The 25,941-nt window shown below is 57.9% G+C and carries 20 protein-coding genes and 1 tRNA gene; 9 read left to right on the top strand and 12 right to left on the bottom strand.

The genetic code is table 11. The features are described from left to right. Positions 1 to 233: 233 nt before the first annotated feature. A complete protein-coding gene (locus HRU82_02460; protein ID QOJ33878.1) occupies positions 234 to 1,160 on the bottom strand; it encodes a tyrosine-type recombinase/integrase in 927 nt (308 codons plus the stop codon). A 241-nt stretch (positions 1,161 to 1,401) separates the two neighbouring features. Here HRU82_02460 and HRU82_02455 point away from each other — a divergent pair. Then, positions 1,402 to 1,478, top strand: a tRNA-Arg gene (locus tag HRU82_02455). Here HRU82_02455 and HRU82_02450 read toward each other — a convergent pair. Beyond that, entirely contained in the window at positions 1,429 to 2,058 is a 630-nt protein-coding gene (locus HRU82_02450) for a site-specific integrase (GenBank protein QOJ37086.1), read from the bottom strand. The two genes, HRU82_02455 and HRU82_02450, sit on opposite strands and share 50 nt — an antisense overlap. Before the next feature lie 550 nt (positions 2,059 to 2,608). Continuing rightward, positions 2,609 to 3,040 (bottom strand): hypothetical protein, encoded by a 432-nt coding sequence (locus tag HRU82_02445; protein QOJ33877.1) that lies wholly within the window; start codon positions 3,038 to 3,040, stop codon positions 2,609 to 2,611. A 425-nt stretch (positions 3,041 to 3,465) separates the two neighbouring features. On the opposite strand from HRU82_02445, the gene HRU82_02440 reads away from it, so the two are divergent. The 4 genes from HRU82_02440 to HRU82_02425 all read left to right on the top strand — a co-directional run bounded on the left by HRU82_02440 (position 3,466) and on the right by HRU82_02425 (position 7,510). Further along, positions 3,466 to 3,675, top strand: coding sequence for a helix-turn-helix domain-containing protein (locus HRU82_02440; protein QOJ33876.1), 210 nt, complete (start codon positions 3,466 to 3,468; stop codon positions 3,673 to 3,675). After that, entirely contained in the window at positions 3,672 to 4,385 is a 714-nt protein-coding gene (locus HRU82_02435; GenBank protein QOJ33875.1) for a hypothetical protein, read from the top strand. Before HRU82_02440 ends, HRU82_02435 begins: the two co-directional genes overlap by 4 nt. 2 nt (positions 4,386 to 4,387) lie before the next feature. Further along, positions 4,388 to 4,630, top strand: coding sequence for a hypothetical protein (locus HRU82_02430; GenBank protein ID QOJ33874.1), 243 nt, complete (start codon positions 4,388 to 4,390; stop codon positions 4,628 to 4,630). A gap of 591 nt (positions 4,631 to 5,221) precedes the next feature. After that, the gene (locus tag HRU82_02425) at positions 5,222 to 7,510 is read left to right on the top strand and encodes an AAA family ATPase (protein ID QOJ33873.1); all 2,289 of its coding nucleotides are present in this window, start codon (positions 5,222 to 5,224) and stop codon (positions 7,508 to 7,510) included. 433 nt (positions 7,511 to 7,943) lie between these two features. Here the strand turns inward: HRU82_02425 and HRU82_02420 are convergent, their stop codons facing one another. Beyond that, on the bottom strand, positions 7,944 to 8,702 hold the full coding sequence (locus HRU82_02420; GenBank protein QOJ33872.1) for a hypothetical protein: 759 nt from the start codon (positions 8,700 to 8,702) through the stop codon (positions 7,944 to 7,946). 593 nt (positions 8,703 to 9,295) lie between these two features. Continuing rightward, positions 9,296 to 10,189 carry a chemotaxis protein CheB gene (locus tag HRU82_02415; protein ID QOJ33871.1) on the bottom strand — a complete coding sequence of 298 codons (894 nt, stop codon included), beginning with the start codon at positions 10,187 to 10,189 and terminating at the stop codon, positions 9,296 to 9,298. Between the two features lie 862 nt (positions 10,190 to 11,051). Between HRU82_02415 and HRU82_02410 the strand changes: the two genes are divergently transcribed. Beyond that, positions 11,052 to 13,982: a DUF748 domain-containing protein gene (locus HRU82_02410; GenBank protein QOJ33870.1), complete on the top strand. Its 2,931-nt coding sequence runs from the start codon at positions 11,052 to 11,054 to the stop codon at positions 13,980 to 13,982. Positions 13,983 to 13,993: 11 nt separating this feature from the next. Here HRU82_02410 and HRU82_02405 read toward each other — a convergent pair whose 3' ends face one another. Next, complete coding sequence (locus HRU82_02405; GenBank protein ID QOJ33869.1) at positions 13,994 to 14,362, bottom strand: pentapeptide repeat-containing protein; 369 nt, start codon at positions 14,360 to 14,362, stop codon at positions 13,994 to 13,996. 175 nt (positions 14,363 to 14,537) lie between these two features. Here HRU82_02405 and HRU82_02400 point away from each other — a divergent pair, with 175 nt between their 5' ends. Then, a complete protein-coding gene (locus HRU82_02400; protein ID QOJ33868.1) occupies positions 14,538 to 15,173 on the top strand; it encodes a peroxiredoxin in 636 nt (211 codons plus the stop codon). A 109-nt stretch (positions 15,174 to 15,282) separates the two neighbouring features. Here the strand turns inward: HRU82_02400 and HRU82_02395 are convergent, their stop codons facing one another. The 3 genes from HRU82_02395 to HRU82_02385 form a co-directional block, all read right to left on the bottom strand. Further along, complete coding sequence (locus tag HRU82_02395) at positions 15,283 to 17,472, bottom strand: B12-binding domain-containing radical SAM protein (GenBank protein ID QOJ33867.1); 2,190 nt, start codon at positions 17,470 to 17,472, stop codon at positions 15,283 to 15,285. Positions 17,473 to 17,519: 47 nt separating this feature from the next. Further along, complete coding sequence (locus tag HRU82_02390; protein QOJ33866.1) at positions 17,520 to 18,839, bottom strand: DUF3391 domain-containing protein; 1,320 nt, start codon at positions 18,837 to 18,839, stop codon at positions 17,520 to 17,522. 96 nt (positions 18,840 to 18,935) lie between these two features. Beyond that, positions 18,936 to 20,093, bottom strand: a complete 1,158-nt coding sequence (locus HRU82_02385; protein QOJ33865.1) for a ribulose 1,5-bisphosphate carboxylase large subunit — start codon at positions 20,091 to 20,093, stop codon at positions 18,936 to 18,938. Between the two features lie 123 nt (positions 20,094 to 20,216). Here HRU82_02385 and HRU82_02380 point away from each other — a divergent pair, with 123 nt between their 5' ends. Beyond that, positions 20,217 to 21,026 carry a cyclase family protein gene (locus tag HRU82_02380; protein QOJ33864.1) on the top strand — a complete coding sequence of 270 codons (810 nt, stop codon included), beginning with the start codon at positions 20,217 to 20,219 and terminating at the stop codon, positions 21,024 to 21,026. A 14-nt stretch (positions 21,027 to 21,040) separates the two neighbouring features. Then, positions 21,041 to 21,616 (top strand): DsbA family protein, encoded by a 576-nt coding sequence (locus tag HRU82_02375; protein ID QOJ33863.1) that lies wholly within the window; start codon positions 21,041 to 21,043, stop codon positions 21,614 to 21,616. A gap of 174 nt (positions 21,617 to 21,790) precedes the next feature. On the opposite strand, the gene HRU82_02370 is transcribed toward HRU82_02375, so the two are convergent. The 3 genes from HRU82_02370 to lon form a co-directional block, all read right to left on the bottom strand. Further along, positions 21,791 to 22,849 (bottom strand): hypothetical protein, encoded by a 1,059-nt coding sequence (locus HRU82_02370; protein QOJ33862.1) that lies wholly within the window; start codon positions 22,847 to 22,849, stop codon positions 21,791 to 21,793. 194 nt (positions 22,850 to 23,043) lie between these two features. Further along, positions 23,044 to 23,463 (bottom strand): peptide-methionine (R)-S-oxide reductase MsrB, encoded by a 420-nt coding sequence (msrB, locus tag HRU82_02365; protein ID QOJ33861.1) that lies wholly within the window; start codon positions 23,461 to 23,463, stop codon positions 23,044 to 23,046. Positions 23,464 to 23,485: 22 nt separating this feature from the next. Further along, entirely contained in the window at positions 23,486 to 25,885 is a 2,400-nt protein-coding gene (gene lon, locus HRU82_02360; protein QOJ33860.1) for an endopeptidase La, read from the bottom strand. Between the last annotated feature and the right edge of the window lie 56 nt (positions 25,886 to 25,941).

Genomic DNA, 25,941 nt, shown 5'->3' with positions numbered 1-25,941 from the left:
CGGCGGCATTCTTGCGGCATTGGGTTGCGTGGTGGTGGAAAGGTGAGAGGGTCGATCCTGAGTCAGGCTGTCACCCTCTCGCTGCATGTGTCTTTTATCTGCTCAATTTCATGACGTACGAAATGGACGGGCGCAAAGAGTGCGATGATCGGCAGCTCAATTCCGCCGCGCCACCTTCCCCCATACGACCACAAATAGCAGCACCAGAAATCCCCACACAAGAAATAGCTCCGTCATGCGAGCCCCTCAGCGAAGGGCAGGGCGCCAGTCTCCCGAAGTGGGGTTAGCGGTTCCGCGTAATCTGTGGGTCCTGGGAGAGCCAGGGCCCACAGATTATCGGCGTGCTTCTGCAGGACCTGCGCAATCAGATCATAGTTGAGCCGGACGTAAATCGCGGTCGGCGAACCGTCATAGTGATTCAGGACGGCTTGGACCAAGTGCCAGTCGCGTTCCTGCGCGTAGATTCGTGAGGCGACAGTCCGGCGGATGTCATGAATGGTGACGTTGACTAGCGCGCACTTCGAGCGGAGGTCTCCCCAAAATTTCTCGGCGCTAGATTCGCTCCAATACTGTTTCTCTCCATTGGGGTCTCCAGCGAACACATACCGGCCGGTACGTGGCAACGCGTCCAGAGCGGCGCGCGTTTGCGACGGGAGCGGGATCCACTGCCCGCGGCCGTTCTTCGTCTTCCCTTTCCACCAGCGGCCGATTTTCAAGTCCACATGCGCCCATTCCATTTTGCAGGCCTCTCCGCGCCGACAGGCTGTGGTGAGGAGGAGCGTCAAATAGGCACGCCGCTTCGGCTCCAGGCACTCGATACCGAACAGGAGCAATTGCAGCTCCTGCTGAATGAGCACGCGGTCGCGACTGTACTCGGCATGCTTCTTGATGCCGTCAACAGGGTTGGCCTGGTCCCAAGCTCCTGCGTTAATGGCAAAGTTATACACGCCCTTGAGGTAGGACAGGCCCTTATTGGCATGAGAGGGAGCCTCCTTATGCTGCAGGTGCCAGGCCCGGATCATCGGCTTGGTGATCTGATCCAGGGGCAGGGGTTCCCAGGGCAGGAAGTACTGCTTGTGGATTTGTGAATAGTTGATAAAGGCCGGACGTCCGGCGAGCGTCTCCCGATACCGCTGTGCGAGCATCCCGAAAGCGAGCATGATAGGTCTCCTGTGAATCAAGGAGCACGGTTTATAGCGTGCCGTAGAATCGTCGACAACTCGGGGATTGCCTAAAGCCGTATGGCCCTGGCATTGGCTCTGCCCATTCGGCTATGCTGCCACTACATAGATCGAGGACGCGCAATCCGTTTGGTCGTCAGCCTCCTGCTTTGGGAGCAGGATGTCGGAGGTTCAAATCCTCTCGCCCCGACCAAACAAAGCGTTCTAGACCACCAGCAGCGCGCCCGTAGCTCAGTCGGATAGAGCATCAGCCTTCTAAGCTGAGGGTCGCTGGTTCGATTCCAGCCGGGCGCACCATAAAATCAATAGGTTGTGTAGCAGCCCCTCCAAGGTTACTTAGACCACTCCCGGTTTTACTCCCGGTTCGCGCTTCAACCTGACTTTCCAGATGCGAAGCAAACAAGCTGCCCTTGGCCACTGTCTCCTGCATGAAGCCGGGTGTCAGATGGCTGTACCTCGCCGTCGTTTTGATATCGCGGTGTCCTAACAGTTGCTGCACGCCGTAAAGACTCGCGCCGGATAAGACTCGGCGGGTGGCTGCCGTATGCCTCAGGGAATGCCAGCTTGCGCCGACGATTCCGGCTTGCCGTAGTGCCGGGTCAAAGTGCCGGTGGACAAATGAGCGTGCGTCCAGGGGTTTGAGAGGATCTTTGCCGGGAAATACGAAAGGGGACCTCGTGAATGAATCCCATCTGGAGAGTAGCGCACATACCCCGTCGGTCAATGGCACATAACGGCTTTTCGAACCTTTGGGCATCGGTAAGTTGAGCACCCGATTTTCCATGTCGATCTGCGACCATCGTAGATTAAACTGTTCCGATCGTCGCAACCCCGTTTCAATCGCAAAGGCGACCATTTCCCACACTCGCGGCGCCATCAGGTCACGGAGGCGATGAATTTCGTCGTCTGTCAGAAACCGAGTTTTGATGGCCTCTGGAAAGAATTTCACGCCGCTGATAGGGTTGCGGTCGATCTTGCCGTCATTCACCGCCAGAGTGAGAACATGCCTCAGATAGGAGAAATATCGATTGATCGTCGGTGGAGCCTTGCGCCTGGTTCCTTTGGCCTTGTCCAAGTCGTAGCGGGCTTTCAGTTGTGCCTGAATCCGTCGTAAGTCTTCCGTAGAGATATCCCGGAGGGTTCGATTCCCCAACAGCAGTGACCAAAACCGGCCATACCGTCGTGAATTGGCGACGCTCCGATTCGAACAGCCCTCAAGATGGCGTGCAATCCATGCTCGTAACGTGACCTGTTTAGTCTGCTTATACTTTTCTGGGAAGTATGTTCCTTCACGTGCTTCGGCCTTGAGTCGGCCATAGAGCGCTTTCGCTTGGCTCTTGTTGGTAGCACGAAACCATTTTTCCCGGCCGTTAATGGTGAGCCGTACCCACCATTTCCCGGATCCCGCCGGCTTTTCGACAATGCCTCTATCCTTTCCGTCTTTTCGTGCCACGGTGGCTCTCCTTTCGTTCCCCGGTCTTCTGGGCTTCGCGCCACTTTCTCGCCGCGACGCGGTTTTGACAGCGGGGCTGACAGTACAGCTGGTCGCGTCTGATCGCGAAAAAGATCGTGGCGCATTCCGGACAACGCCGGATGTAGTCCCCCGTGTGGGCCAGGAGGTGGACAAACCGGTATTCAAACTCCTTCGCCTTGCGTTTCGCACTCACGATGACCGTACCCGCCTCGTCAGAGCCCTCACCCGGCGACACCACGACCAGCGTCATCTGCGGAAACGTGAACTCGGTGTAGCCTTCGTGCCAATAGAGCTCCAAGTGCTCCAGGACGGCAGCCTGAATGTCCAGGGCTTCTTTGCGACTGGGTATCGTCTGATAGTTCTTCGCGTGAGGCACGCCCTCCACGCTCCAGCCACCTCCGGGGCCACCATCCCGCCATAGCGCTCCCCGTCTCATCGACAAAGGCCGCGACCTCAAACGCTACCAGCGTCCATTCCGTGGGCGTCAAAGCCTCCAGATCGGTCTGTAAAACCGAGCACCCACCCACGGCGCCATCCGGCATCGTCTGGATCCGCTCCATCGCCTTCTCATACTCAACTTGAAGTCCTGTTCCGCGTGCCCTGTGCGCTCATGCCTTCGGCCCTTTTCACGCCGACCCTCCTGAGTTTCTTGATCCCAACACCACCGGAAATGTGTCGTGCGAAAGGGCCGATTTCACCGGAATGTGTTTGGCAAGTGTACCTCTGCATTGGTAATGGGTGTCAAGAAGAATCACGGCTCAACAATATCAGCCGTGATCATTTTTGAACCATTCTTTAAGGAGGTGCCCGATGGTCCCCAGTACAAAATTGATCACCATTCGAGAAGCCGCGAACCGGTTAGGGCTCAAGGAAAGCACAATCAGGAAGTACATCCTGAAGCGGCAGATTGCCTATGTGAAGCCGTCGGTGCGAGCGGTGCGGATTCCCATTGAGGAATTGGAACGGATTCTGGCTGCCGGCCTCAGGCCGGTAATTCCCCAGCCGGAAGGTGCCCGATGAGCCGCTGGAAGGAGTTCCGACGGGAGCCCGTCGCCGGCGAATGGACCAGGAAACAGAAGCGGGGCTATCACCGGGTGCGGTCGCTCCTGTGGTTCTGGGAGTGCCACCAGTTCCAAGTCCTGTGGGTCACGCTGTCGACGGCAGAAGGCGGGGATGCGGAGAAACTGACGTACCACCACAAGCAACTGCGTCAACGGATTGAGCGGCAGCTTGGTTTTCAAGGCTTGGAGTATTACCAGGTCCGGACAGAAGAGGGGCATGGCGTCCTCCACATTTTCTGGGCCTGGCGGGTGCCGGATGGAGAACGCGCCCGCCGGTTCTGGATCTCGCAGGAATGGCTCTCATCCCAATGGCAAGCCCTCCATGGGGCTCCAGTCGTCTGGATCAAAGCGTACCAGCCTAGTCACCGCTCTCGAAATCGTCTGAGCCGGTATGTGATCAGCCAGTATGTCCAGGATCAATGTGGCTACGTGAACATGTGTTGGTCCTGGAAACGGTCTCTTGGCTTTCCGATCAGTCGACTGTGGGAAGAAATGCGGCATCAATGGTCCACCAGGAACGCCTATCGACGGATCAGAGGGGAGATCGAAATCCCGCGTATCGTCTTTATCAAGACTTGGGAGGATCTCCTTTCAGGGCATCCTATTTGGTTCAGCGGCACCATTCTGCAACTCGTGTTGGGGAAGGGACTGGTCTATCAGGAGGTGTGAGAATGATCTGGCATCGATGTGATCTGAAGCTGCCAAGCCTGTTCGGTCTCGCCTGTTGCGGACGGGAAGCGACCACGTATGATCGGGCACGGAAAGCCTGGCTCTGTCCGGAACATACCAAAGAACGGCTCTGTGAGTTCTGCCACTTCGAACGAGCTTGGGTGCGATTCTGTTATCCGGAGAAGGATGTGACGTGCGAAATCTGGCTCTGTGTGGACTGTGCGGGACTCACGGGGCGACGGTGACACGCTCTAATCAATTTCTCCCTGTCACCCGTCCACTATCCCTCACGGGTGAGAGGGAGCGATGCTCCATCCTTATTCAAGGCGGCGATGCGTCAGCTTGGCCGCCGTTCTGTTCGATCCTTGCTTACAAAGCCAGAGTAGGGAAGAGGAATACTGAAACCATGGGGAGATTAGGAATGCAAAGATTCGCCCAACGAGGCCGCCCGGCCGTTCCGGACCACTGGACCGGACGGCCGGGGGGATCGGGGGCGGAGCCCCCGCTTCACTTGATCTATATGGTCAAAGTAGGACGAAACTTATCTTCAAGTGCCAGGCTTAAGAATCTTATTTGCTTTTTTGTCTCGGATCTGAGTTTTAAGGAAAGTTGTTATCTATTGAACTTCAAAAGTTCTGGTCCATAGCCTCGAAATTCTTAGCTAAGAGCGCTATATTTTCGACGCACGTATACCAGGTGTTTTTTAAAAATGATAAAGGTTTGCGTTATCGCGTTAGGATTCTTTCGCTAAAGGGGCCAGAAACAAAAGCTGTCCCGATAATTTTTCGAATAGCATAAAACAGCGATGAACAAATCCGATATTCCGCTTGGGGCCCATGATTAGAAAAATCGTTACTCTTAAGAATGTTGGTCGGTTTCTGAATTATGCCTATCACGGCGACATGGAATTGCGTCACTACAACCTATTTTTCGCCGAAAACGGCAGGGGGAAAACGACCCTTTGCGCCATCATGCGATCTCTCCAAACATCAAAGCCAGAATACATCACTGAGCGTGAAACCCTTGGCGGAACCGGCAAACCCGAGGTTAAGATCCTTCTCGACACCAAGGAAGTTGTCATCTTTGACGGAAAGAAATGGAATAAGTCGCATCCACTCATCGAAATCTTTGACTCTACTTTTATCGCTACCAATGTCTTCGTCGGCGAGTATGTTGACCTTGAGCAGAAACGAAATCTCTACCGCGTTATCATCGGGAGTCAAGGAATTGCCCTCACCTCGGAGGTGGGGCGGCTCGATGAGGCTATCCGTGCAAAAAATATCGAGATCGGCGTGCGAAAAGCGACTCTTCAGCAGCAGGCTCCCCGGTCTCTCAAAGATATTGATGCGTTTGTGAACATCGCTTCCGACCCTGATGTTGAGGCTAAAATCCTCGACAAAACAGTCGAGCAACAGGCTGCGAGACGCGCCACCGAAATCAAAATTAAGGGGCTTCTCTCAAGTCTTCACATTCCAACTTTTTCGGGAAATTTGGAAGTTGCTCTTTTGAAAGGTATTGAAGGTATAGGGGAGGATGCCGAGAAACGTTTGGCATCCCAGATAGAAGTTCATCATATGCACGAAAAGGGCGAGGAATGGATTTCGGAAGGCGTTGGCTACATTCACAGCGACCGATGCCCCTTCTGCGGGCAAGGGATTTCCAGTAATGATCTAGTTGCAGCCTACCGTGCATTCTTCAGTGCCGCCTACCACCAGCTCCGAAATGAAATCGCAGACCTCAAGACTAGCATCGAGGTAGACTTCGGTACAAAACCACTTTCCGATATTGAAAAATCCCTTATCCAGAATGACGCCGCCATCGAATTTTGGAAGCAGTTCGTGACCATTGATCTGCCCCCCTTGGATTTCGACAAGGATGTCGGGAAGCCACTGAACGATTGGGCCGAAGCGGCCCTTGCCCTTTTGGCAAAGAAGGCCTCATCTCCTCTCGAAGAAGTTACGCCAGACGCTGCTTTTGCGCCGAAGCGAGTAGCCGTTCAAGATGCTTTGTCCAAGCTCGCTCTGTACAACACGGCTATCGCGGCGGCGAACGCGTTTATACAGGATAAAAAGGTTAAGACTCAGACGCTCAACGAATTGACAGTCCAAGCGGCTCTCGAAGAACTCCAGATTGTTCGGCATAGACACACCCCTGAAGTTGCCGCCTTGTGCGTCCAATACCAAAATGCCCTGTCGGATAAGAAAACTCTAGAAGGTCAAAAGACGACCGCAAAAGAAAATTTAGATAAGCACACCGAATCAATTATCACTCACTATGAAAAACGCATTAATGATTTGCTGAATGGTTTCAATGCAGGATTTACCATTGCCAATATCAGGCACAACTATCCGGGTGGAACGGCCAGCTCAACTTATCAGATTCTCATTAATGGTACGCCGGTCGAGGTTGGTGATAGTAAGACCCCCCTCGGCACACCTTCTTTCCGTAACACATTGAGCGCAGGTGATAAAAACACTCTCGCCTTTGCTTTCTTTCTCGCCCAGTTAGAACAGACCGACAAAAAGGCAGAGAAAATTGTGGTTTTTGATGATCCTTTTAACAGTCAAGACCGGTCACGTAGGACGCGTACCAAGGAATTGATTAAGAAATGCGGACAAGAGTGTCGGCAGATTTTTGTGTTTTCTCATGATCCCTACTTTCTTAAATACCTTTCGCAGAGCCTGCCTTACGCAGAAGAACGAATTCTTCAACTGTCGCGCGTCGGCCTCCAAAACACTGCTATAGAAGAATGGGACATCGAGAAGGAAACTAAGGGAGGTTATTTTCAAGATCATGCGGCTCTTACTGCTTACCTCCAGGATAGCAGTAAAGATCTCCGTGACATCGCTCGCAAAATAAGGCCTGTTTTGGAAGGATACTGTCGCTACCGTTTTCCTGGGCAGTTTACTGACAAGGAGTGGTTAGGAGACATGCTAGAAAAAATCAAAGCGAAAGGCTCGGATCACCAGCTCTTCGACGTTCTTGAGAAACTTCAGTCAATCAATGACTATTCAAAGAAATATCACCATGACTCCAATCATGCGAAGGCCGACACCGAAATTATCGACGACGGTGAGCTTCAGAGTTTTGTGAAGCTCACTCTTAACATCGTGGGTGGTTACTAGGACGTGCCGAGACAGGGCTCTAGGTCTTGCCAGAAGACGAATTTGCCATTTTGAACCAGTTTGCTAACTCGTCAATCAAATGGGATACCCGAAATTTTTGGTCCAGTGAGAATTGCTCAGCTTTCGCACGCCATCCGCCGATGTCGGGGCGGTTCAGATGCGTTGCGTCCATTAGGTGTTCGAGATCCGTTATCATCAGCGTTATGTCATGGTCGAGTCCGCTTCTGTCGAGACTGTGAAGAGCCAGAGAGCACTCATTAAAAGAATCTGCTATCGACTGCGCCTCACCCTTTGGGGAAGCATAAGGCATTTTCGCGCGGCAGAAAATTTTTCAGCTTGGTAAGCGTATTTCATTTTTTATCCTTCTGAACGATGGCTAGCGTCATGGCTTCCGAATGGTAAGGCGGTCACTTTACCTATTGGGTGGGAGCGCTCACAGTTTTTTGAAATCACGAGGGCGAAGAAAATATTGTCCAATTCTCGGCCTGCCCTTCTGCGCTACTACATCAGGAATTGTGTTCGCGACTCCACCTAAAAAATCTAGAATTTCTTCATTGTTCTCGGTCGGCAAGTGGTTAATCCATTTTTCAGCAGGTTCATTTGGCTTATACCACCAGTAGCCACGACCAGCCACGCATAAAACTGGGATGGTAGGATTCGTGTCTGCATCCAGATCCAATTCGCGGTATCTGTCTATCTCTCCCTTCCCAGCATTCGTGAGATCGCTACCAAAAGCAAACAATGCTGGAATCACCGGTCGGCAGGGTGGCCCGGCTGGCTGGTACCTCCAATCCAAAGCTGACGGTAAGTACCGTAGCTGCTGAAGATGCTTCAGTTTCTTAATAGCATCTCGCAACTGGTCAGCTGTTAGAACGCTTTTGACTTCGACGGCATAGACGCACGCGTCCGCAGGAAAGATCCCAAACCCCGCATCAAAAATAATTGCGGGTAGTGTCGCAGCGCTATAGATAATGACATCTACTTCGGCGGATAGATTGCCATCCGAGTCAGAGATCTTACCGGTGCCGATTTCGACGTACGGCGGTAGCAGAGGTTTAAGAAGGTCCTTTACAAATACCTCCCTGGCACGACCCGTTAGGCCAGGATGTTGAAGAAGACCAGCGTCCTTAGCGCGCACAATAGCCGTCTGTATTCTAGAGAACACCTCATTTCTGAATAGGTCACTCGGCATAGATTTGGGCACCCAAATAGGTTTGTGCGAAAGAATAGGTTAAAACCTCATGAAAATCGACTTCTCAACTTCCGCATTTTTTTGGTGATTCTATTATTTCAGCTCGCACCCCTTAAAACGTGCGCCAACAACTAGGTTCACATTGCCGTGTAAGACAAATTGGTGCGTCGAAGGACCAAACAGACTGAGGATGGATTGCCTCTCATAGATGAAATCCGGTCACGGTTTTGGTCACGGTTCGGTCACGGTTTTGGCTACGGATACGGGTATGCCTCAGTCATCATTGATCCTTATGTGTTAATTCACAAGTCGCTGTTCTATAAAAAGAAAATATCCATCTTTCTTCATTGGTCCCTGTCAGTATCAAAGGTGCTGGGTGCGACTTTGGAGCTGACTACCTAGAGCGTGTACCTTTCGATCTGTTCATGACATCTTAGGCTGCCTCGCACACCCATTGCACAATCTAGATGACGGATACTCCACTTCATAGGTTTGTTCCTCACCTGTAGGGAACGAATCCCCAGCCCAATCTTCTCCGCATTGTGCTGTTCCGCTCGCGTTATACCGGTCGACCATCGGTATCAGCCGCCTGTTTAATGATCTGTTAGTTGATGGAGGAGTGTCTGAATATCTGCCAGCTCCTGCTCTAGCAACTGCATTTCCTCGGAGAGGTATTGCAGCGTCTGTTGGTTCCGTTTGGACTGCTGTATGAGGCGCCCCAGCAAGGCCACTCGTTGTTTCAACATTCGCACCGTGACGACAAGCCCTGTTTCGAGTCCGCCAGTTCGGCGCACTAGGAGGTCTAATGCGAGACCAATTTCGGCAAGATTCAGGCAAAAAGTGACGGGGAGGTCCTTCATGGCACTGCTGGGCATGCTGGGATATGCCGCGTCGGACGGATTCTGGACGACCGTCAAACCCCCAGCCTCATGGATGGCTCGCAGCCCCACAGTGCCGTCATAGAGCATTCCGGTTAAAATCACGCCGATGACGCGGTTTCCATATTCTCGCGCGGCAGACGTGAAGAGGTCGTCAATTACCACGGATCGAGATGGTGTTTCCGGATAGGGCGCGAGCTGGAATCTCTGGCGATTAATGGTCACAGACATTCCCGGTGGCGTGAGATAAATTACGCCACTGTCGATATGCTCCCCTTTCCTTATGAGGCGGATTCGCGCGTGCGTCACGTCGCGCAACCAGTCTTCGATAGGCACGGTCTTGTAGGTTGACGGTGGCACCGTCGGTATGTGCCGAATAATGATAATCGTGGCCGGTAGATCGTCCGATAGTTCGCGAATGACGTCTTTTACAGCGGAGTGGCCTCCAGCGGAAGCGCCGATGAGGATGAGATGAGTCGGACCCGGACCCGGACCCGGACCCGGACCCGGACCCGGACCCGGACCCGACTTCTCTACAGACCGCAGTCGGCTGGTTGGGTGCTTGCGTCTGAGCCGGTCTGTTGTGCTTCTTTCTTTTCTTGAGGACATATGTTTTTATATGGGATCGATATATGCCTGACTTTTATTTGGATATCACACCTGATGAGTGAGTACCCTATCATGCGTAGCATAACGAGGATATAGAGCATTTGACGCCACAGTCCACGCAGGCCACGGGAACTCGCCTTAGATGGAGGAAGCTGATGGCACGGCGGGAAGAGAAACTGATCAAAGCTGCACGGAAAATTAACAGAATTTTACGATCAGACTTTCATCAACGATATAGACGGTTCATCCACCTCGATCGCAAATCGTATCGCATGTCTCTCGAATCGGACCTCGTTATTAGCCAGAGTTGTAGATTGCTGAGTCGATTGAATCAAACAAGCTAAAAACCGGCTTTTCTTGTTTCGATTTGACTGAATGCCAGCGGTTATAGTTTTCACTTGATTTCAATCATATCTTCACATCGGTCGGTTGGATGCGTTTTTGGTACCAGCGAGACAGTTCTTTATGTATTGGCGGCAATGTTCATAATTATTGGCCCAGCAATGGCTGGCTAGTTGACCGAGCTCGTTGATCTCTAGACGGACTCTACAACCAGTTGTGATGGCAATGGTGGGCGATTCACAAAAGTGATTTTGTGCGCTCGATTGAACGATCCAATCCACTCCCGGTTTCACTCCCGGTTCACTCCCGGTTCACTCCCAATTTTGGTCCCAGTTGCCAATGTTACATAATCTCACTTCGTAACAATGAAAGAACTTATTTTTCCTTTATCTGTGCTGGGTTATAGGCTATCAGTGCCACTCAGTCCTTTTTAATCGCAGTGCTATCCTGTGGGTCTTCTAAGCTGAGGGTCGCTGGTTCGATTCCAGCCGGGCGCACCATCACCGTTCTGACGTTGGTTATGGCCTTGTTCGCTCGGTATCGTACGATCCTGTTCGTCCTGGGCTCGGCCGTTCTCCTCTACGCGCTGGTCGGATTCCTCCTTGCCCCCTACGCGATCAAAACCTACGGGATCCCCGCCCTCTCCGAGCGCCTGCGCCATCCGGTCCTGCTCAGCGATATCCGGATCAATCCCTTTGCCTGCTCGCTGACGCTGTCGGAGTTTGAGATTCAAGAGCCGGATGGGACCCCCATGCTGGGGTTCCAAGAGTTGTACGTAAATTTCGAAGTGACCTCGCTCGTTCGTTCTGCCTACCTCTTCGACGAAATCCTGCTCACCCTTCCGTTCGGGTTGGCGCATGTCCAGACGGACGGACAACTCAACCTCCTTGGTCTGGTTCCACCGCCGGAGCAGCCGACTCCCGCGGCGGCGCAGCCGGTTCGGGATGTGGAGCAGAAGCCGATTCCGCCCGTGGAAATCCGACTCCTGAGCATCAGGCAGGGCGTGTTGGAATTCCGTGATGATTCCAAGTCGAAGCCGGCGACCATCGACGTGGTCCCGATCGAAGTCACGGTTCGCAACTTCGCGACGAAGCGCGGCAATGAAAATGCCTATGCCTTTTCCGCCGAATTCGGCGCGGGCGAAACGTTGGCTTGGGAAGGGACCGTTTACCTCGATCCGTTGGAGTCGACCGGGCAGCTGTCGCTCGGCAATCTCGATCTCACCACCTTTTGGCCGAGTGTCCGCGACCGCTTTCGATTCACGGTTCAGCACGGAGTGCTTTCGGTCGACGCACGGTACCATCTGGATCTGTCCGCCGCCCCGGTGAATCTGCAATTGCATGGAGGCAAGGTGACGCTGGCGGATTTTCGGTTGGCGCCGGTCGGTGAGGCGGCTCCGGTCGTGACCGTGCCCTCGTTTACCCTGGACGGCATCGAGGTGGATCTTCCTAAACGCCAGGTCGCGCTGGAGGCCGTCCGCCTGGAGGGCGCCGACATCCGTGCCTGGTTGGGTCAGGATGGGGTGGTGAATTTCAAACCGTTGTTCACTCCGATTGCCGAGGAGCCGCCCCGCGAGCCTAAGCCTGTGGAACAGGCTGCGCCCTGGACCGTGGACGTGGGGCAGGTCGAGGTGGCCAAGATGGCGATCGGATTTGAAGACCGGAGCCTGCCGACCACGGCGGAATTGCAGATCGACGACCTGCAGCTGTCGATCCGCGATGTGCACGTGCCCTTCCGAGGCACGATGCCGGTCGAGGCGAAATTGCGGCTCAACGATAAGGGGACCATCGAGAGCAGCGGGACCGTGGGGATGGATCCCCTGCGTGCGGACCTCACCGTGACCATGGCCCATCTCGGCATTCCGCCGTTTCAGCCCTACCTGGTTCGCGTCGCGAACATTGAGGTGAGGGATGGGGAGGTGGAGTCCAAGGGAGAGGTGCGGTACCGCAGCAGGCACGAGGCGGAACCCCTTCTGCGCTATGTCGGCAAACTAGGGGTGAACAATCTGCACGTGGCCGATCCACTGTCACAGACGGAGTTGCTCGGATGGACGGCGCTGGCGGTGAACAACGTGACGCTGGAGGTCGAGCCGACCAAGGTGAAGATCGGTGAAATCGCCTGGCGTGATCCGTCGCTGCAATTCGTGATGACCAAAGACGGCAGCTCGAACCTATCGCACGTTATGAAGACAGATAAACCCGACGCGGCAACGGCCGAGCCGGCGGCGAAGCCTACGCCGACCGCGAAGCAAAGCGCCGCGCCCACGCCGATCGAGGTCGATGTCGTGACCCTGTCCAAGTTGTCCGCCACCTTCGTGGATGAATCGATCGAGCCCGCTGTCATGACCGGGATTCAAGATTTCAGCGGCACGATCAAGGGCCTGTCGTCGAAACAGCTCGCTAGGGCGGAGGTGGCGCTGGCAGGGAAGGTGGACAACATTGCCCCGCTCAAGGTCCAAGGCCGTATCAATCCTTTGAGCGGAGATGCCTTCACGGACCTCACCTTTCTCTTTCAGGCGGTGGACTTGACCACGGTCTCTCCCTATGCCGGCAAGTATGTCGGCTATCCCATCACGAAGGGAAAGCTGTCGCTGGACCTGAAGTATCATGTGTCGAAACAACAACTGGTCGGGGAGAACAAGGTCCTGATCGATCAATTCACGTTCGGCGACCCGGTGGAGAGCCCGGACGCGACGAATTTGCCCGTGCGGTTGGCGGTGGCCCTATTGAAGGATCGTCGTGGACGGATCGACATCGACCTGCCGGTGCGCGGAGATTTGAGCGAGCCGGATTTTCGCTATGGGCGGGTGGTGCTCAATGCCTTGACGAATCTGATCACGAAGGTGGCGACCTCGCCGTTTACCGCCTTGGGAGGATTGGTCGGGGGTGGTGGTGAAGACCTGCAATTCATTCAGTTTGCCGCCGGCGCGGAGGACCTGGCTGCGTCGGAGCGGCAGAAACTCGATGCCGTTGCGAAGGCGCTCGCGGAGCGACCGGCGCTTCGGGTGGAGGTCGTGGGAGCCGTCGACTCCTCTCAGGATCGGGAAGCCTTGGCGCTCAAAACAATTCAGACGGAAGTGCAGCGGCGCTTCACCCAGGGCGGCACCAAGAACGTGCAGTCCACGCCGTCGCCCGAGCGAGAGTTCGAACTGTTGAGCGATCTCTATGCCGAACGGCTGGGAAAGCCGCCGACGAAACGTGAGCAGGCGCCGGAGGGTAAGGTGTTCGAGCGGGTCCTCACCGTCGACGAGCTCCGGCAGGAGTTATGGCCCGCCATGGGGGTCGACGAGGGCGACCTGCGTGCGTTGGCTCAGGCTCGCGCGAAGGCGATTCGCGAGTATGTGCTGACCGAGGGAAAATTGACGGAGGACCGGGTCTTTCTCGTGGATGTGGAGGTGGGCGGCGACGGCGGCGCTTCCACACGCAGCCATCTGAATCTCACCGGCAGCTGACCGGGCGGATCTCAGGGCCTGGTGCGGTATCGCAGACGGGTGCCGTGCAGCAACGACAACTCGATTTCGCCGGGATGCAGTTCCGCAGGGAAATAAGCGCCGGAAATCTTGGCCGCGTTGATGCTTGCGCCTTCCAGGCGGGCTTTGCGGAAGTCGATGCCTCGGAGATCGGCTTGCCGGAAATAGACGTCGCTGAAATCCAGCCCGTTGGCGTCAAGGCCGCGCAGATCGAGTCCGCGTAGGTCGCAGCCGGTCAAGTTGACCGGTTCGCCTGCCGCCCGTTTGACGTTGAACTCCTTGATGCAGCCTTCGCGGAGGAGGCGGTACATCGGGTCATTGGGAATGCGAAGTCCGGGCGGCGGCTGCTTGCTGTTGTCCATCGGCCTCACCTTTCTGTCTCTCTTATCGGGAATGGAAGCGGAAACTTGAGCCGTTCTCTCGTCCCCCGTCCGACGCCCCCTTGCGCCACCATCCAGAGACACGGTAGTCTGAGGCGCTTCTTTTTTATCATTGAGAATTCTATGCACTACACAATCCTGAGCGGAGGAGGGAATCATGGGACTACGACTTGGCGATGATGCTCCGAACTTTACGGCAGAGACGACCGAAGGCACGATCAATTTCCATGACTGGTTGGGTAATTCGTGGGGGATCCTCTTTTCGCATCCTAAGGACTACACCCCGGTCTGCACGACCGAACTGGGATACATGGCGCGGGTCAAGGGTGAGTTCGACAAACGCGGCGTGAAGATCCTGGCCATCAGCGTGGACCCGCTCGACTCCCATCGCGGGTGGACCAAGGACATCAACGAGACGCAGAATTGCACAGTGAGTTACCCGATTATTGCCGATCCCGAGAAGAAGGTGGCCACGCTCTATGACATGATCCATCCCAATTCGCTGGACAATATGACGGTTCGCTCGGTCTTCGTGATCGGCCCGGATAAGAAGGTCAAGCTCATGCTGACCTATCCGGCATCTTGCGGCAGGAATTTCGATGAACTGCTGCGGGTGGTGGACTCGCTGCAACTGACCGCGAAGTACAAGGTGGCGACCCCGGTCAATTGGAAGGACGGGCAGGACTGCATCATCACCCCGGCGGTCAACGACGACGAAGCCAAGACGCTCTTTCCCAAGGGCTTCAAGACCGTGAAGCCCTATCTGCGCCTGACCCCGCAACCCAATAAGTAACTCGGCTCGAAGCGGGAAGGACGATAACCAGGGGAGTCGGCCTCGTGGCCGGCTCCCTTTGTGTGTGTGGAGCCTCTCCTCGTGCGTACGGAAGCGACAGGGTTCGAGGTCAAACGAGGAGTAGACCGGCCTTACGAATCGTCTTCCAGGCGCGGGTCGTGCTGAATCGGTCGAATCCGGTGGAGTCGTTGCCGGGGAAGGTTTCGCGCAGGGCTGCGAGACGGGGATAGTCTTCGCCCTTCCGGTGGGGGTGTGGCGTCGAGTGCTGGAGCAGGTCAAGTAACCATTCAGCCTGTGCCGGGGAGAGGCTGACCGCATAGTCTTCGCTGCGGGTTGGTAAGATCACCCTGGTTTTGTTGCCTGCGCGGGTCGGCTGCGCCGGGGCCCCGATCCAGACCGAACGCCGCTCAGCCGTGAGGGATAAGGAAGGCGCGTCGGCCAGGGCCTGCTGCAGCCAGTTGCGCGGCACCCTGGGTGGTTTGACCGGCTGTGCGAACCAACGTTGGACCGGCATGTCCAGTCCAGCCTGCTCGATGTAATTCAGCAGCGCCGCCCGCAACCCTTCTCCCAGCCACGTCGGGCAGGTCGCCCCTGCGTCGGCATGGCGCAAGTCGTTTTCGGCAAACCCTTGAAAGGTCGGACCAAGAATCCTCAGGCCCTCGGCGGCGGGGTTGAGCCCGATCGGGCTGTGGGCGGTGGCCGTGAACTTGTGCCAGAACCCCGACTGCAGCAATCCCTGAGCAAAGAGCTGCCGCACCCGCTCCAACGAATCCACCGTGTCGGCAATGGTTTCCCCTGGGCAACCATACATCAAATAGGCGTGAACCAGGATGTCCGCGCGGTGAAACGCCTCCGCCACGCGGGCTGTCTGATCCACGGTAATGCCCTTCTTCATACGCTCCAGGATTCGATCCGACGCCGCCTCCAAGCCGGCCGTCAGGGCGATACAGCCGGAGGCCGCAAGCAGCCGGGCCAGGTCCGGGGTGAAGGCCTCCTCAAAACGAATGTTGCCCCACCAGGAAATCGTGATGCCCTCTTCCAGCAGGCGGAGCGCTAATGCCTTAAGCGCAGCCGGCGGCGCGGCCTCGTCGACGAAGTGGAAGCCCCGTTGTCCGGTTTCATGGATGAGGGCCTGGATGCGTTCGACCAGCGCCTCGGTCGGAGTCTGTTCGTACCGTGCGATGTAATTCAGGCCGACATCGCAAAACGTGCATTGTTTCCAATAACAACCGTGGGCGATCGTCAACTTGTTCCAATGCCCCTCCGACCAGAGGCGGTGCATGGGGTTCAAGCTGTCCAGAATGGATAGGTAGTCGTACAGCGGTAGGCCTTGGTAGGTCGGCGTGCCGAGTTCCTGCATCGGCACATCCGGTTCGGTGCCTCCGTCTCGAAAGACAACTTTGCCCTTCACGCGGACGAAGGTCCGGTGCAATTTCGTTTCCGGTCTTGTGCCTGTCACATGGTCCAAGATGGAGAGGAGCGGCCGCTCGCCGTCGTCCAGCGTGACGTAGTCGACATAATCGAAGAGCCTGGGGTCTTCGAGCCGCCGCAATTCCGTGTTGACGTAGCCCCCGCCCAGCAGGACGGCGAGGTCGGGCCGTCTGCGTTTGAGGGTCTGCGCGATGCGCAAGGCGCCGAAGAGATTGCCGGGGAAAGGGACGGTCAATCCGACTACGTCCGGTTTGGTGCGGTCGACGGTGGCCCAGAGGCCTTGGAGCAGCAATTCGTCCGTCAAGGAGAGCGGCCGGGCCAACGCCTGCTCGAGACCATCGAACGACGAGGTGGCCTGCATGATCTGTTCGGCGTAGCGGTTCAGTGCGAGGTGGGGGGCCACCGTGCCGTGCAGCAGATCGGTCAGGTCCTCAAGATACAACGTCGCTCGATGGAGGGCCTGGTCGGAGGGAGAGGCGGCAAAGGGGTCATGTCCCGGACGCTGGTCCATCGAGAAGCGAGGCCCTTCCGGTAGAAAACCCGGCCGGCCGAGATGCGGCGCCAACATGGGATCGCGGCCTTGGAGAAAAGCGATCACCGGTTCGATCGTTGTGAGATAGGCCCCCTCCAGCGCCAACATTTGGCGAACCTCTCCCGGCCAAGTCTCCCCCGCCTGCTTGATGCGTCTGAATGCCTCGCTCAAGCCTGCAGGGCTGAAGAGGCGAAGGACCATGTCGAGGCCGAGATCGGCTTGCGTCGCCTCATAGCCCCGCGAGCGTAAGAAGCCGGTCAGGTAGGCGGTAGAAGGGTAGGGCGTATTGAGCTGCGTCAAGGGTGGAATGAGAAACAGGACGCGCGGCAGGGGCATGCGAGGGACATACCATACCGGAACGTACCGCCGCCAGTCGTCTGGCGTTAGGCCGCGGCCTGTTCATCGGCGGGATGGAGGGCGGCCTGAACGAAGTAGCCCGTCCAACGTTTCACATGGAAGTAGTCGGCCACCTCGGCGGGAAGTTCCGCCTTCGGGACAGCCCGAACGATGGAGAGTTGTGCGTCCAAGGAGAGATCCAGCGTGGCCGGTTGCCGGCTCGATGCGACCTGGTCGTAGACCAGCACGAGGGGTTTGAGCCGATGCTCGAAGTTGATGTTGAGCACTAGGGCCAGGGACTCGTCCGACAGATTGACGACTGTTCCCGGCGGATAGACGCCTAACGCGTGGATCATGGCGATGACGACGTCGGATGCGAACAGGTGTTTCTGGATCTTGTACATGGTGGCCAAGGCTTCGGCGGGTGAGAGGGCATCCTGCGGGTCGAGACTGTTGATGAGGGAGTTGTACTGCTCGACGGCGGTGATGATGCGAAGGGGGAGGGACAGTTGGTCGCCCTTGAGTTTCTCGGGGTACCCGGATCCGTCCAGCCGCTCGTGGTGGCTGCGGACCATGTCCAACACGGCTTCGGGAATCCCCGGATACTTGCGGAGCATGTCCACCGAATAATAGGGATGGTGCTGATACTTCACCTGTTCCACCTGCGCGCGGCGCGACCGGGTCTGCAGGATGTGCTGGGGGACACGCTGTTCGCCGATATCGAGCAGCAACCCTGCCATGCCGATCAGCCGCACCTGTTCCTCATCGAGTTCGAATTGCCTCGCTACCAGCATCGACAGGGTTGCGATGTTCAGTGCATTCAGGACGTTCACATTGTCGACCTCGACGGGGTCGAAGCCGCTGGCCACGGCGCCGGTCGCATCGCCATGGGTCATCAGGCCGCTGAGACCCTTGATCATGCCCTCGGCCTTGGCCAACCCTTCCGGAGAGCCGCTGCAGAGGTCGCTCATGACCTGAGCGCTGCGATCCAGCACACTCCGATAGGCCTCGGATGTCAGTTCGACGGCTTCTTGATAGTCCTGCTGAGCTGTTGCGGGGGCGGCGGGCGGTTGCTGGCCGAGAGGATCCGCCGACGCCTCCGATCGACTCGCCTCCTGCTCTTTTTCTTCCTCCAACGCCTCCCGGGTAGACAGGCTGGGATAGACCAGGACCGTCGCCAAGCCGATGCCTTGGATGGTGGCGATTTGATGCGCCGTGCTGATTTTGAACGAGCGCCGGGGGAAGGGATGCTTGAACCAGGCACAGTTCAAGTCGACATACATGCCCACCCGGAGCTTGGACGGCTGCAGGACGACGGCTTCCGGGGCGACCGCATGCGTGCTGTTGTTGTCTCGCTTCTCGGACAAGGCCTTCTCACTTTCTCTGGAGCGTGAATCCCGAGACCACTACGTAGGACGGCCCTCTGCTTTATCGGACCGGGCGAGAATGAACTTGAGCGAATCCTATGGGAACTCGGCGGTTGTGAGACGAATGAATGTCCGACAGGCGTGGCTGATGCGAGCAGGGTCTCTGCGAAGGTCGCTTCCCAGGATGAAGACCAGATCACGGCCGTAGACCCGCATCATTTCGGCGATACGGGAGGCTTCCATCCTGCCTGCGGCGGTGGGAAAGATCGGCAGGCGTGCTCCGAGCGGGCGGCGGCAGGCCTCCGCGATGTTCCGGCAGTCGTCCTGTGAGACGGGGTACTGCAGGCCGAACGTGGGGTAGATGGACAGGTCGGCGCCGGCCAGTCGAGGCAACAGGCCGAACAGGACGGAGGGCGCAATCCCGCTGTCCGGGTGGACGAAATGGCCGAGAAAGTCGGGATGCGACAACAGGGGCAGTGACAGGGGTTGATGGCGCGCCAGCAACGCGATCGCGTCGAACCCGATCAGCCCCGGGCAAATCAGCAGGGCGCCCGCACCCGCTTGCTGTGCGGCAGTAGCACGTTGCAACAGGGCGGGCCATGGGCCGGAGATGTGCGGCGCGTAGAGGCAACGTTTCCCCGTCACGCGCACGGCATCGGCGATGGACTCGACGCAACGAGCAACCCGTTCCTCGAATCGGCAGAAGGGATGGTCGCCTAGGCCTTGGTCGTCCTTGACCATGTCTACTCCGCCGAGCGCGAACTCCCTGGCCAAGGCGGCCAGTTCCTTCGGGGAGAGCCCGAGAGGTTTGAGCACGGCGCAGGTCAGCGGGCGCGTCGGAACAGCGAGGAGATCCCGCAGGCCGGATGAACCGAAATGTGGGCAGGTCCCGTGATCAGCGAGGGCGTCGGGAAGGATGAGATCCGTGAGGCGCACGCCGCTGCTTAAGGCGGCCATCCCGAAGACCACATGCAGCAACGTGCCCATGGAGCCATCCAGCAACTCCGCGGCAAAGCTGATCTTGAATCGGTGGTGATCCTGGTCCAGCGATTCTGTCTCTTCCACACGGCCTAGCACGTGGTCTCGGATCGGACCGGGCGGAATGACGTGTTCAGCCGCCTCGACGGTCTGCTCGACACAGAGCAGTTTCGCCCGCTCCTCTGCCGTGGCGCGGGTGCCAACGATGTGGTATTCGGCCAGGAACCGACGGCCTGAAAAGTTGTGACCATCCACTCGCCCTGGGAGGCTTGCCATGACCTGATCTCCACAGTTGCAGTTCAAGATGAGAGAGGGTAGCGTAGCCCTCCGACCTGTCGGAGTCCAGTCGCCTGTTGCCGGGCCGATGGCCGACCGGTCGTAGAGATGAAGGAGCGCAGCATGACCGATGATCCCGTGAACTCCGCAGTTCGGCAGGCCGTTCTGGCCGCAGGTGTCTTTCTGTTCTGTCTTCCCGGGCTCGGAGCATGGTGCGAGGCGAGCGCAGGCCAACGCCTGGTGGATTTGACCTACGCATTCGATGAGACGACACAGGTCTGGCCGACCAATCCACCGTTCCATCGCAGCGGCATGACCAAGGGCGGAACCGAGACGGAGGCCTGGTACGCGACCGGACAGGTGGCATTGTCGGAACATGCGGGCACCCACATGGATGCGCCGATCCATTTTGCACAAGGGCAGGTGGAGATCGACCGCATACCCGTGGAACAACTCATGGGGCTTGCCGCCGTGATCGACGTCCGTGAGGCCACCGCACTCGACCGGGATTATCGAGTCTCGACAGCAGACCTTCAACGTTGGGAGGCTCATCATGGCCCCTTGCCGAATGGCGCCATCGTCCTGATGCTCACCGGCTGGGGAACCTATTGGAAGGACCGGACGAGGTATTTCGGGAGCGCGACGCCGGATCACCTTACGACGTTGCATTTCCCTGGGATCTCGCAAGAGGCGGCGGAGTGGCTGGTGGCCAAGCGGGTCAGCGGTGTGGGCATCGATACCCCCAGCATGGACCATGGGCCCTCGCAAGATTTTGTGGTCCACCGAATTCTGAGTGCCGCTGGGGTGTACGGGTTGGAAAACGTGGCCCGCCTTGATGAACTTCCGCCCGTCGGAGCGACGGTCGTGGCCTTGCCCATGAAGATCGCCGGCGGAACCGGCGCGCCGGTGCGGATCATCGCCATCGTCCCGTAGCACCGGATCGCGCGATGAACGAGGTTCGACTCTACAGCGACTTCAACTGTCCCTTCTGTTACGCCCTCCATGAACGACTCCATGGGCTCGGGCTTCTGGACCGGGTGCTGTGGCAGGGGGTGCAACATGCGCCGCATCTTTCGCTTCCGATGGCGACCTGGGGCGGACCCCTTGCCGCTGAATTGAGGCAGGAAGTCGAACTGATCCGCCGATTGGCGCCGGAGGTGCCGATTCGGGTTCCGTCGGGGAAGCCGAACACGAAGCGAGCGATTGCCGCAGCCGCGCGGGCAGTTCAGCAAGATCGTTCCCGCGGCCTCGTCTTCGCACGAGCGTTGTATCGGTCGTTCTGGTTGGAGGGGAAGGATCTGTCTGACGAAGAGGTCTTACGGGAAGCGGCGCGACGTTCTGAGCTGGCGCCGACCGAGGTGGTGGGACCTGCAGCACTGTCGGTCGATTCCCTCTTGTGGACCTGGCAGGAACAATGGACGGAAACGGATCATGCCGGCGTGCCGCTGCTTGAGCGGCAGGATCAGTCGATCCTGGTGGGATTAGTGCCGACCGAATCCCTGCGCGCGTTCTTGCACGATTAACGACCGCCACAGCGTAGATCACGTCGTCGTTGATGGGAGGGCGCGGGTCGTGTGGAGATGAGAAGCGGAGGATTAACTCCTGTTGGTCCGATCTATCGGTTGTCTCGATGGGCAGTCAAGGCAAGGCCCTGAAGAGGATGGCGGAAACGGTTTTTGAGGGAGTGCCGTGGAGGGTCAGCAGCGGGTGAGCTGCATTTCGCTTCGCCCCCAGGTGGACGACGCGCCGCTGCCGTCGGTCAATTCCAGCTTGTCCTGAGCCTGAAAGCGAACGGTCAAGGGGGTCGACTTACTCTGTGGGACGATCAACTTGAAGCGATCGCCGTCGGCCTCCATGCGGCCCGTCTGGGTGATGGCCTTGTAAAACTCCGACACGTTGGCCGAGGTGATCAACCAGACGAACTCTTCTTGTCGATCGACGAACTTCGCCGACCCTTCCCAAGTCCCCACCAGTTTAGGCTCGACCGGCGGTAGCCGCTTCACGGTCACCTTGCGCGGAGGCATGGACGCGAAGGATTGCCAGAGGAGAGGATCGAAGCGCCCAGGAGCCTGGGCCTTCCCGAGCCGGGACCAGTTCACATTCAGAATGCCGGTGGTCGAGAAGGAATCTTGGTCGGCCACCTGATAGGTTCCGTGAAGAATCTCTTGATAGGACTCCGTTTGCCAGCGCCCGTGGTCTGCCGTGACGGTTCCCGGCATGACCAGGGCGCTTGCCAAGGTCCAGTCTCCTCGGTCACTCAGCGACAGGTGGCCTTTTCCGTAGAGGAGGCCAAGCGGGACGCAGCCGTACCAATCGCCTGCCCATTGCGATGAAAACGCAACCGGCGCCGATTTCTCGGATGCCGCCGTCGGCTTGGGTATCGGCATCCCCAACCTGGAGGCGGCGACTTTGGCCAGATTGGTGACGGCCGCCTGCTGATTGGCCTGTTTCGCGGAGGAGAGCGAGAGCGTGACGAGCGCATCGTCCTTGAGAAAGGTCAGTTGCACTCCGCCGACCGGCGAGCGGATCGTGAAGGCTCCGTCGCCGATCCCGGGCACCGAGTGATGGTCGGCCTTCGACCGTTGGTCCTGAAAGGCGCTCTTGCCGTCTCTGTCCAGTACCGGATTGAAATCGACGATCACGGACTCTTCCGGATTGCCCTTGGCTTGGTAGAGACATTGCCGGTCGTTCTGTTGCTTGCCGGCCGTGACGGGCGTGCCGATGGCCAGCTCCACATCGGCTTCGGTCACAATCACACAGGCATTGAGCTTGGCCGAGAGGACATCGGAAGACTGCGAACAACCCAAGATCGAAGTCCAGGGCATGAGCAGGCATAGGGCGATGCGTATGGAGGGCAACGGCGACATGAAGGCAAATAGTCTAGGGCTCGGACGAGGAAATAGCAAGCCGAGCCCGCGCGACCCGCGCCCTGCCGGATGACGGGATGACGTCAGGCGGGAACGAAGGTGAGGGCTGCGGAATTGATGCAGTACCGCAGCCCCGTCGGTGGCGGCCCGTCCTTGAATACGTGGCCCTGGTGTCCATCGCAACGGGCGCAGTGGACTTCCGTTCGCGGAAGAATGAGCTTGAAGTCCGTCTTCGTTGCGATCACCTCGGGCGCCAGCGGTTGCCAGAAGCTGGGCCAGCCCGTGCCGCTGTCGAATTTATGTCCCGAGGAGAAGAGCGGCAAATCGCAACCGGCGCAGTGATAGAGGCCGGGCGTCTTGTTGTCATGAAAGGCGTTGCGAAACGGCGGCTCTGTGCCCTCGTGACGCAACACCTGATACTGCTCCGGGGTCAGCTGCTTTTTCCAGTCACTGTCGCTCTTGGTGATCTTCACGATCGGGCCGATTGAAATTTTCTCGCCCATCTGGTCCTCCAATCATATCCCGTCAGCCTTGCGAGGCTCCCGCGGACGCCTCCGCTGCGATCGGGACAGGGCCCGCTGCTTCCTCTTGGAACGCAGCCTGCAACACCTCGTCCAGCCGCTGGACTAGAAAGACCTGGAGGTCCTGTCGTACCTCTTCCGGGACTTCCTTCAAGTCCTTTTCGTTGGCCTTCGGGAGGATGATGCGCCGGATGCCGGCCCGATGGGCCGCCAGCACCTTCTCCTTGATCCCGCCCACCGGCAGCACCAACCCGGTCAGGCTGATCTCGCCTGTCATAGCCGTGTCACTTCGCACCGGCTTGCCGACGTAGGCCGACGCCAAGGCCGTGGCCATTGTGATGCCCGCCGAGGGGCCGTCTTTGGGAATGGCGCCGGACGGCACGTGAATGTGCACGCCGTTCCGCTTGAACCGGGAGATGTCGAGCCCCATGGACTCGGCATGGCTCCAGAGATAACTCCGTGCGGCGCGTGCCGACTCCTGCATGACGTCGCCGAGTTGGCCGGTGAGGGTCAATTCATGGCTTCCAGGCAGGAGGCTTGTTTCGATATAGAGCACGTCACCACCCGTCGGCGTCCAGGCCAGGCCGGTCGCCACGCCGGCCGGCAGGTCCTTGCGGGCCTCTTCCGGCTGGAACCGTTCCTGTCCGAGCCAGTCGTCCAGCAACGCGTGGGTGATCTCGATCGTCTCAGCCGGGGAGTCGGCAGGCCGGTCTGCCATGGCGACGGCGACCTTCCTCGTGAGCCGCCCCAACATTTGCTCGAGTTGCCGCACCCCGGACTCTCGCGTGTACCGTGCGATCACCTGATCGAAGACCGCCTCGGGCAGGTGCACGTCCTCCGCCCTGAGACCGGCCTCCTTCAAGCGTCTCGGCCAGAGGTACCGCAGGGCGATCTCCCGCTTTTCCCGCTCGCTGTAGCCGTTCAGCCGGATGATTTCCATCCGGTCGAGCAGCGGCTGCGACAGGGTTTCCAAGGTGTTCGCCGTCGTGATGAAGAACACCTTCGAGAGGTCGAACGGCAAATCCAGATAGTGGTCGCGGAACGTATGGTTTTGCGCCGGGTCCAAGATCTCCAACAGCGCGGCGGCGGGGTCGCCGCGGAAATCGCGCCCCAGCTTATCCACTTCGTCCAGCATGATCACGGGATTGTTCACGCCGGCTCGTCGCATCGCTTGGATGATTCGGCCCGGCAATGCACCGACATAGGTCCGGCGATGTCCGCGCAGTTCGCCTTCATCGTGCAGACCGCCCAGGCTGAACCGCTCGAACGTGCGGCCCATGGCCTTGGCGATGGACTGACCCAAGCTGGTCTTGCCCACGCCGGGAGGACCCACCAAGCAGAGAATCGGCGCCTTGGCGGCCGGGTTCAGTTTCAAGACGGCCAGGTGCTCGACGATACGTTCCTTGACTTCCTTGATGCCGTAGTGGTCCTCGTTCAGCACGTTCCGGACGTTCGCGAGGTCCAGATGTTCTTCTGAGGCTTTGTTCCACGGCAGTTCAAGGACCAATTCCAGATAGTTTCGAATCACCTGATGCTCCGGCGATCCGCTGGGCGTCTTGGCCAAGCGTGTCAGCTCGCGCTCGGTCTCCTTGCGGACGGCCTCCGGCAGGTTGGCCTCCTGAATCTTCTTCCGGAGCGTCCCGACGTCGCCTTCTTCGCCTTCGCTTTCGCCCAACTCCTGCTGAATGGTCTTCAATTGCTCGCGCAAGAGATACTCGCGCTGTGTCTTGCTGAGTTTCTCCTTGGCCTCACTCGCAATCTTGTCGCGGAGTTGCAGAATCTGTACTTCCCGCGACAGGGCTGCGTAGAGCCCGCGGAGCAGGTCGGCGCGGGTGTGGGCTTCCAGCAGTTGCTGTTCGCCGTCCAGCGTGAGGTTGAGTAGGGACGCGATTCGATAGGCCAGCACCACCGGGTCTTCTTCCGTCCCGAGGGCCGTGACCGCCTCGTTGACGCCGGGAGTCTGGATGAGTTTGGGCAATTCGGTGATGATGTCGAGAATCGCGCGGTGCAGCGCCTCGACCTCCGTGCTCTGTTCACTCGGAGGCGGCAATTGTTTCACGCGCGCCTGCAGGTAGGGATCGACCTGGTCCAGCTTCAACAGGACGAAGCGCTCCAATCCCTGAATCAAAATGTTGTAATGGCCTTCGGGCGCCCGGACCGTCTGCTTGATGACGGCCTTCGTGCCGATGGTATAGAGGTCTTCTTGCGTCGGCTGATCCGTCTGCGCATCGCGCTGGGCCACCACCAGGATGGTCTTGTCTTCGGTCTTTAAGGCGGCTTCGACGGCGGCCACGGAACGATCCCGCCCCACGGTCAGCGGCATCATCGTGCCGGGGAAGAGCACCGTTCGTTTTAACGGAAGGACCGGTAGGTTCTTGAATATCGACGTGTTGGGATCGTTCATGTCATCCTCCAAAGTTCCCGACCTCGACAGGCCATGCCTGTTGGTTGGAGATATCC

This window comes from Nitrospira sp., assembly GCA_015709715.1.
Classification (GTDB): domain Bacteria; phylum Nitrospirota; class Nitrospiria; order Nitrospirales; family Nitrospiraceae; genus Nitrospira_A.
The sequence above is the reverse complement of the archived record's forward strand: the minus strand, read 5'-3'. Positions and strand labels throughout refer to the sequence as shown.

Excerpts from the sequence above, each read along its gene's own strand:
- HRU82_02460 (QOJ33878.1), bottom strand. The coding sequence starts at position 1,160 with ATGCTCGCTTTCGGGATGCTCGCACAGCGGTATCGGGAGACGCTCGCC.
- HRU82_02450 (QOJ37086.1), bottom strand. The coding sequence starts at position 2,058 with ATGGCGCCGCGAGTGTGGGAAATGGTCGCCTTTGCGATTGAAACGGGG.
- HRU82_02440 (QOJ33876.1), top strand. The coding sequence starts at position 3,466 with ATGGTCCCCAGTACAAAATTGATCACCATTCGAGAAGCCGCGAACCGG.
- HRU82_02435 (QOJ33875.1), top strand. The coding sequence starts at position 3,672 with ATGAGCCGCTGGAAGGAGTTCCGACGGGAGCCCGTCGCCGGCGAATGG.
- HRU82_02430 (QOJ33874.1), top strand. The coding sequence starts at position 4,388 with ATGATCTGGCATCGATGTGATCTGAAGCTGCCAAGCCTGTTCGGTCTC.
- HRU82_02425 (QOJ33873.1), top strand. The coding sequence starts at position 5,222 with ATGATTAGAAAAATCGTTACTCTTAAGAATGTTGGTCGGTTTCTGAAT.
- HRU82_02420 (QOJ33872.1), bottom strand. The coding sequence starts at position 8,702 with ATGCCGAGTGACCTATTCAGAAATGAGGTGTTCTCTAGAATACAGACG.
- HRU82_02415 (QOJ33871.1), bottom strand. The coding sequence starts at position 10,189 with ATGTCCTCAAGAAAAGAAAGAAGCACAACAGACCGGCTCAGACGCAAG.
- HRU82_02410 (QOJ33870.1), top strand. The coding sequence starts at position 11,052 with ATGGCCTTGTTCGCTCGGTATCGTACGATCCTGTTCGTCCTGGGCTCG.
- HRU82_02405 (QOJ33869.1), bottom strand. The coding sequence starts at position 14,362 with ATGGACAACAGCAAGCAGCCGCCGCCCGGACTTCGCATTCCCAATGAC.
- HRU82_02400 (QOJ33868.1), top strand. The coding sequence starts at position 14,538 with ATGGGACTACGACTTGGCGATGATGCTCCGAACTTTACGGCAGAGACG.
- HRU82_02395 (QOJ33867.1), bottom strand. The coding sequence starts at position 17,472 with ATGCCCCTGCCGCGCGTCCTGTTTCTCATTCCACCCTTGACGCAGCTC.
- HRU82_02385 (QOJ33865.1), bottom strand. The coding sequence starts at position 20,093 with ATGGCAAGCCTCCCAGGGCGAGTGGATGGTCACAACTTTTCAGGCCGT.
- HRU82_02380 (QOJ33864.1), top strand. The coding sequence starts at position 20,217 with ATGACCGATGATCCCGTGAACTCCGCAGTTCGGCAGGCCGTTCTGGCC.
- HRU82_02375 (QOJ33863.1), top strand. The coding sequence starts at position 21,041 with ATGAACGAGGTTCGACTCTACAGCGACTTCAACTGTCCCTTCTGTTAC.
- msrB (QOJ33861.1), bottom strand. The coding sequence starts at position 23,463 with ATGGGCGAGAAAATTTCAATCGGCCCGATCGTGAAGATCACCAAGAGC.
- lon (QOJ33860.1), bottom strand. The coding sequence starts at position 25,885 with ATGAACGATCCCAACACGTCGATATTCAAGAACCTACCGGTCCTTCCG.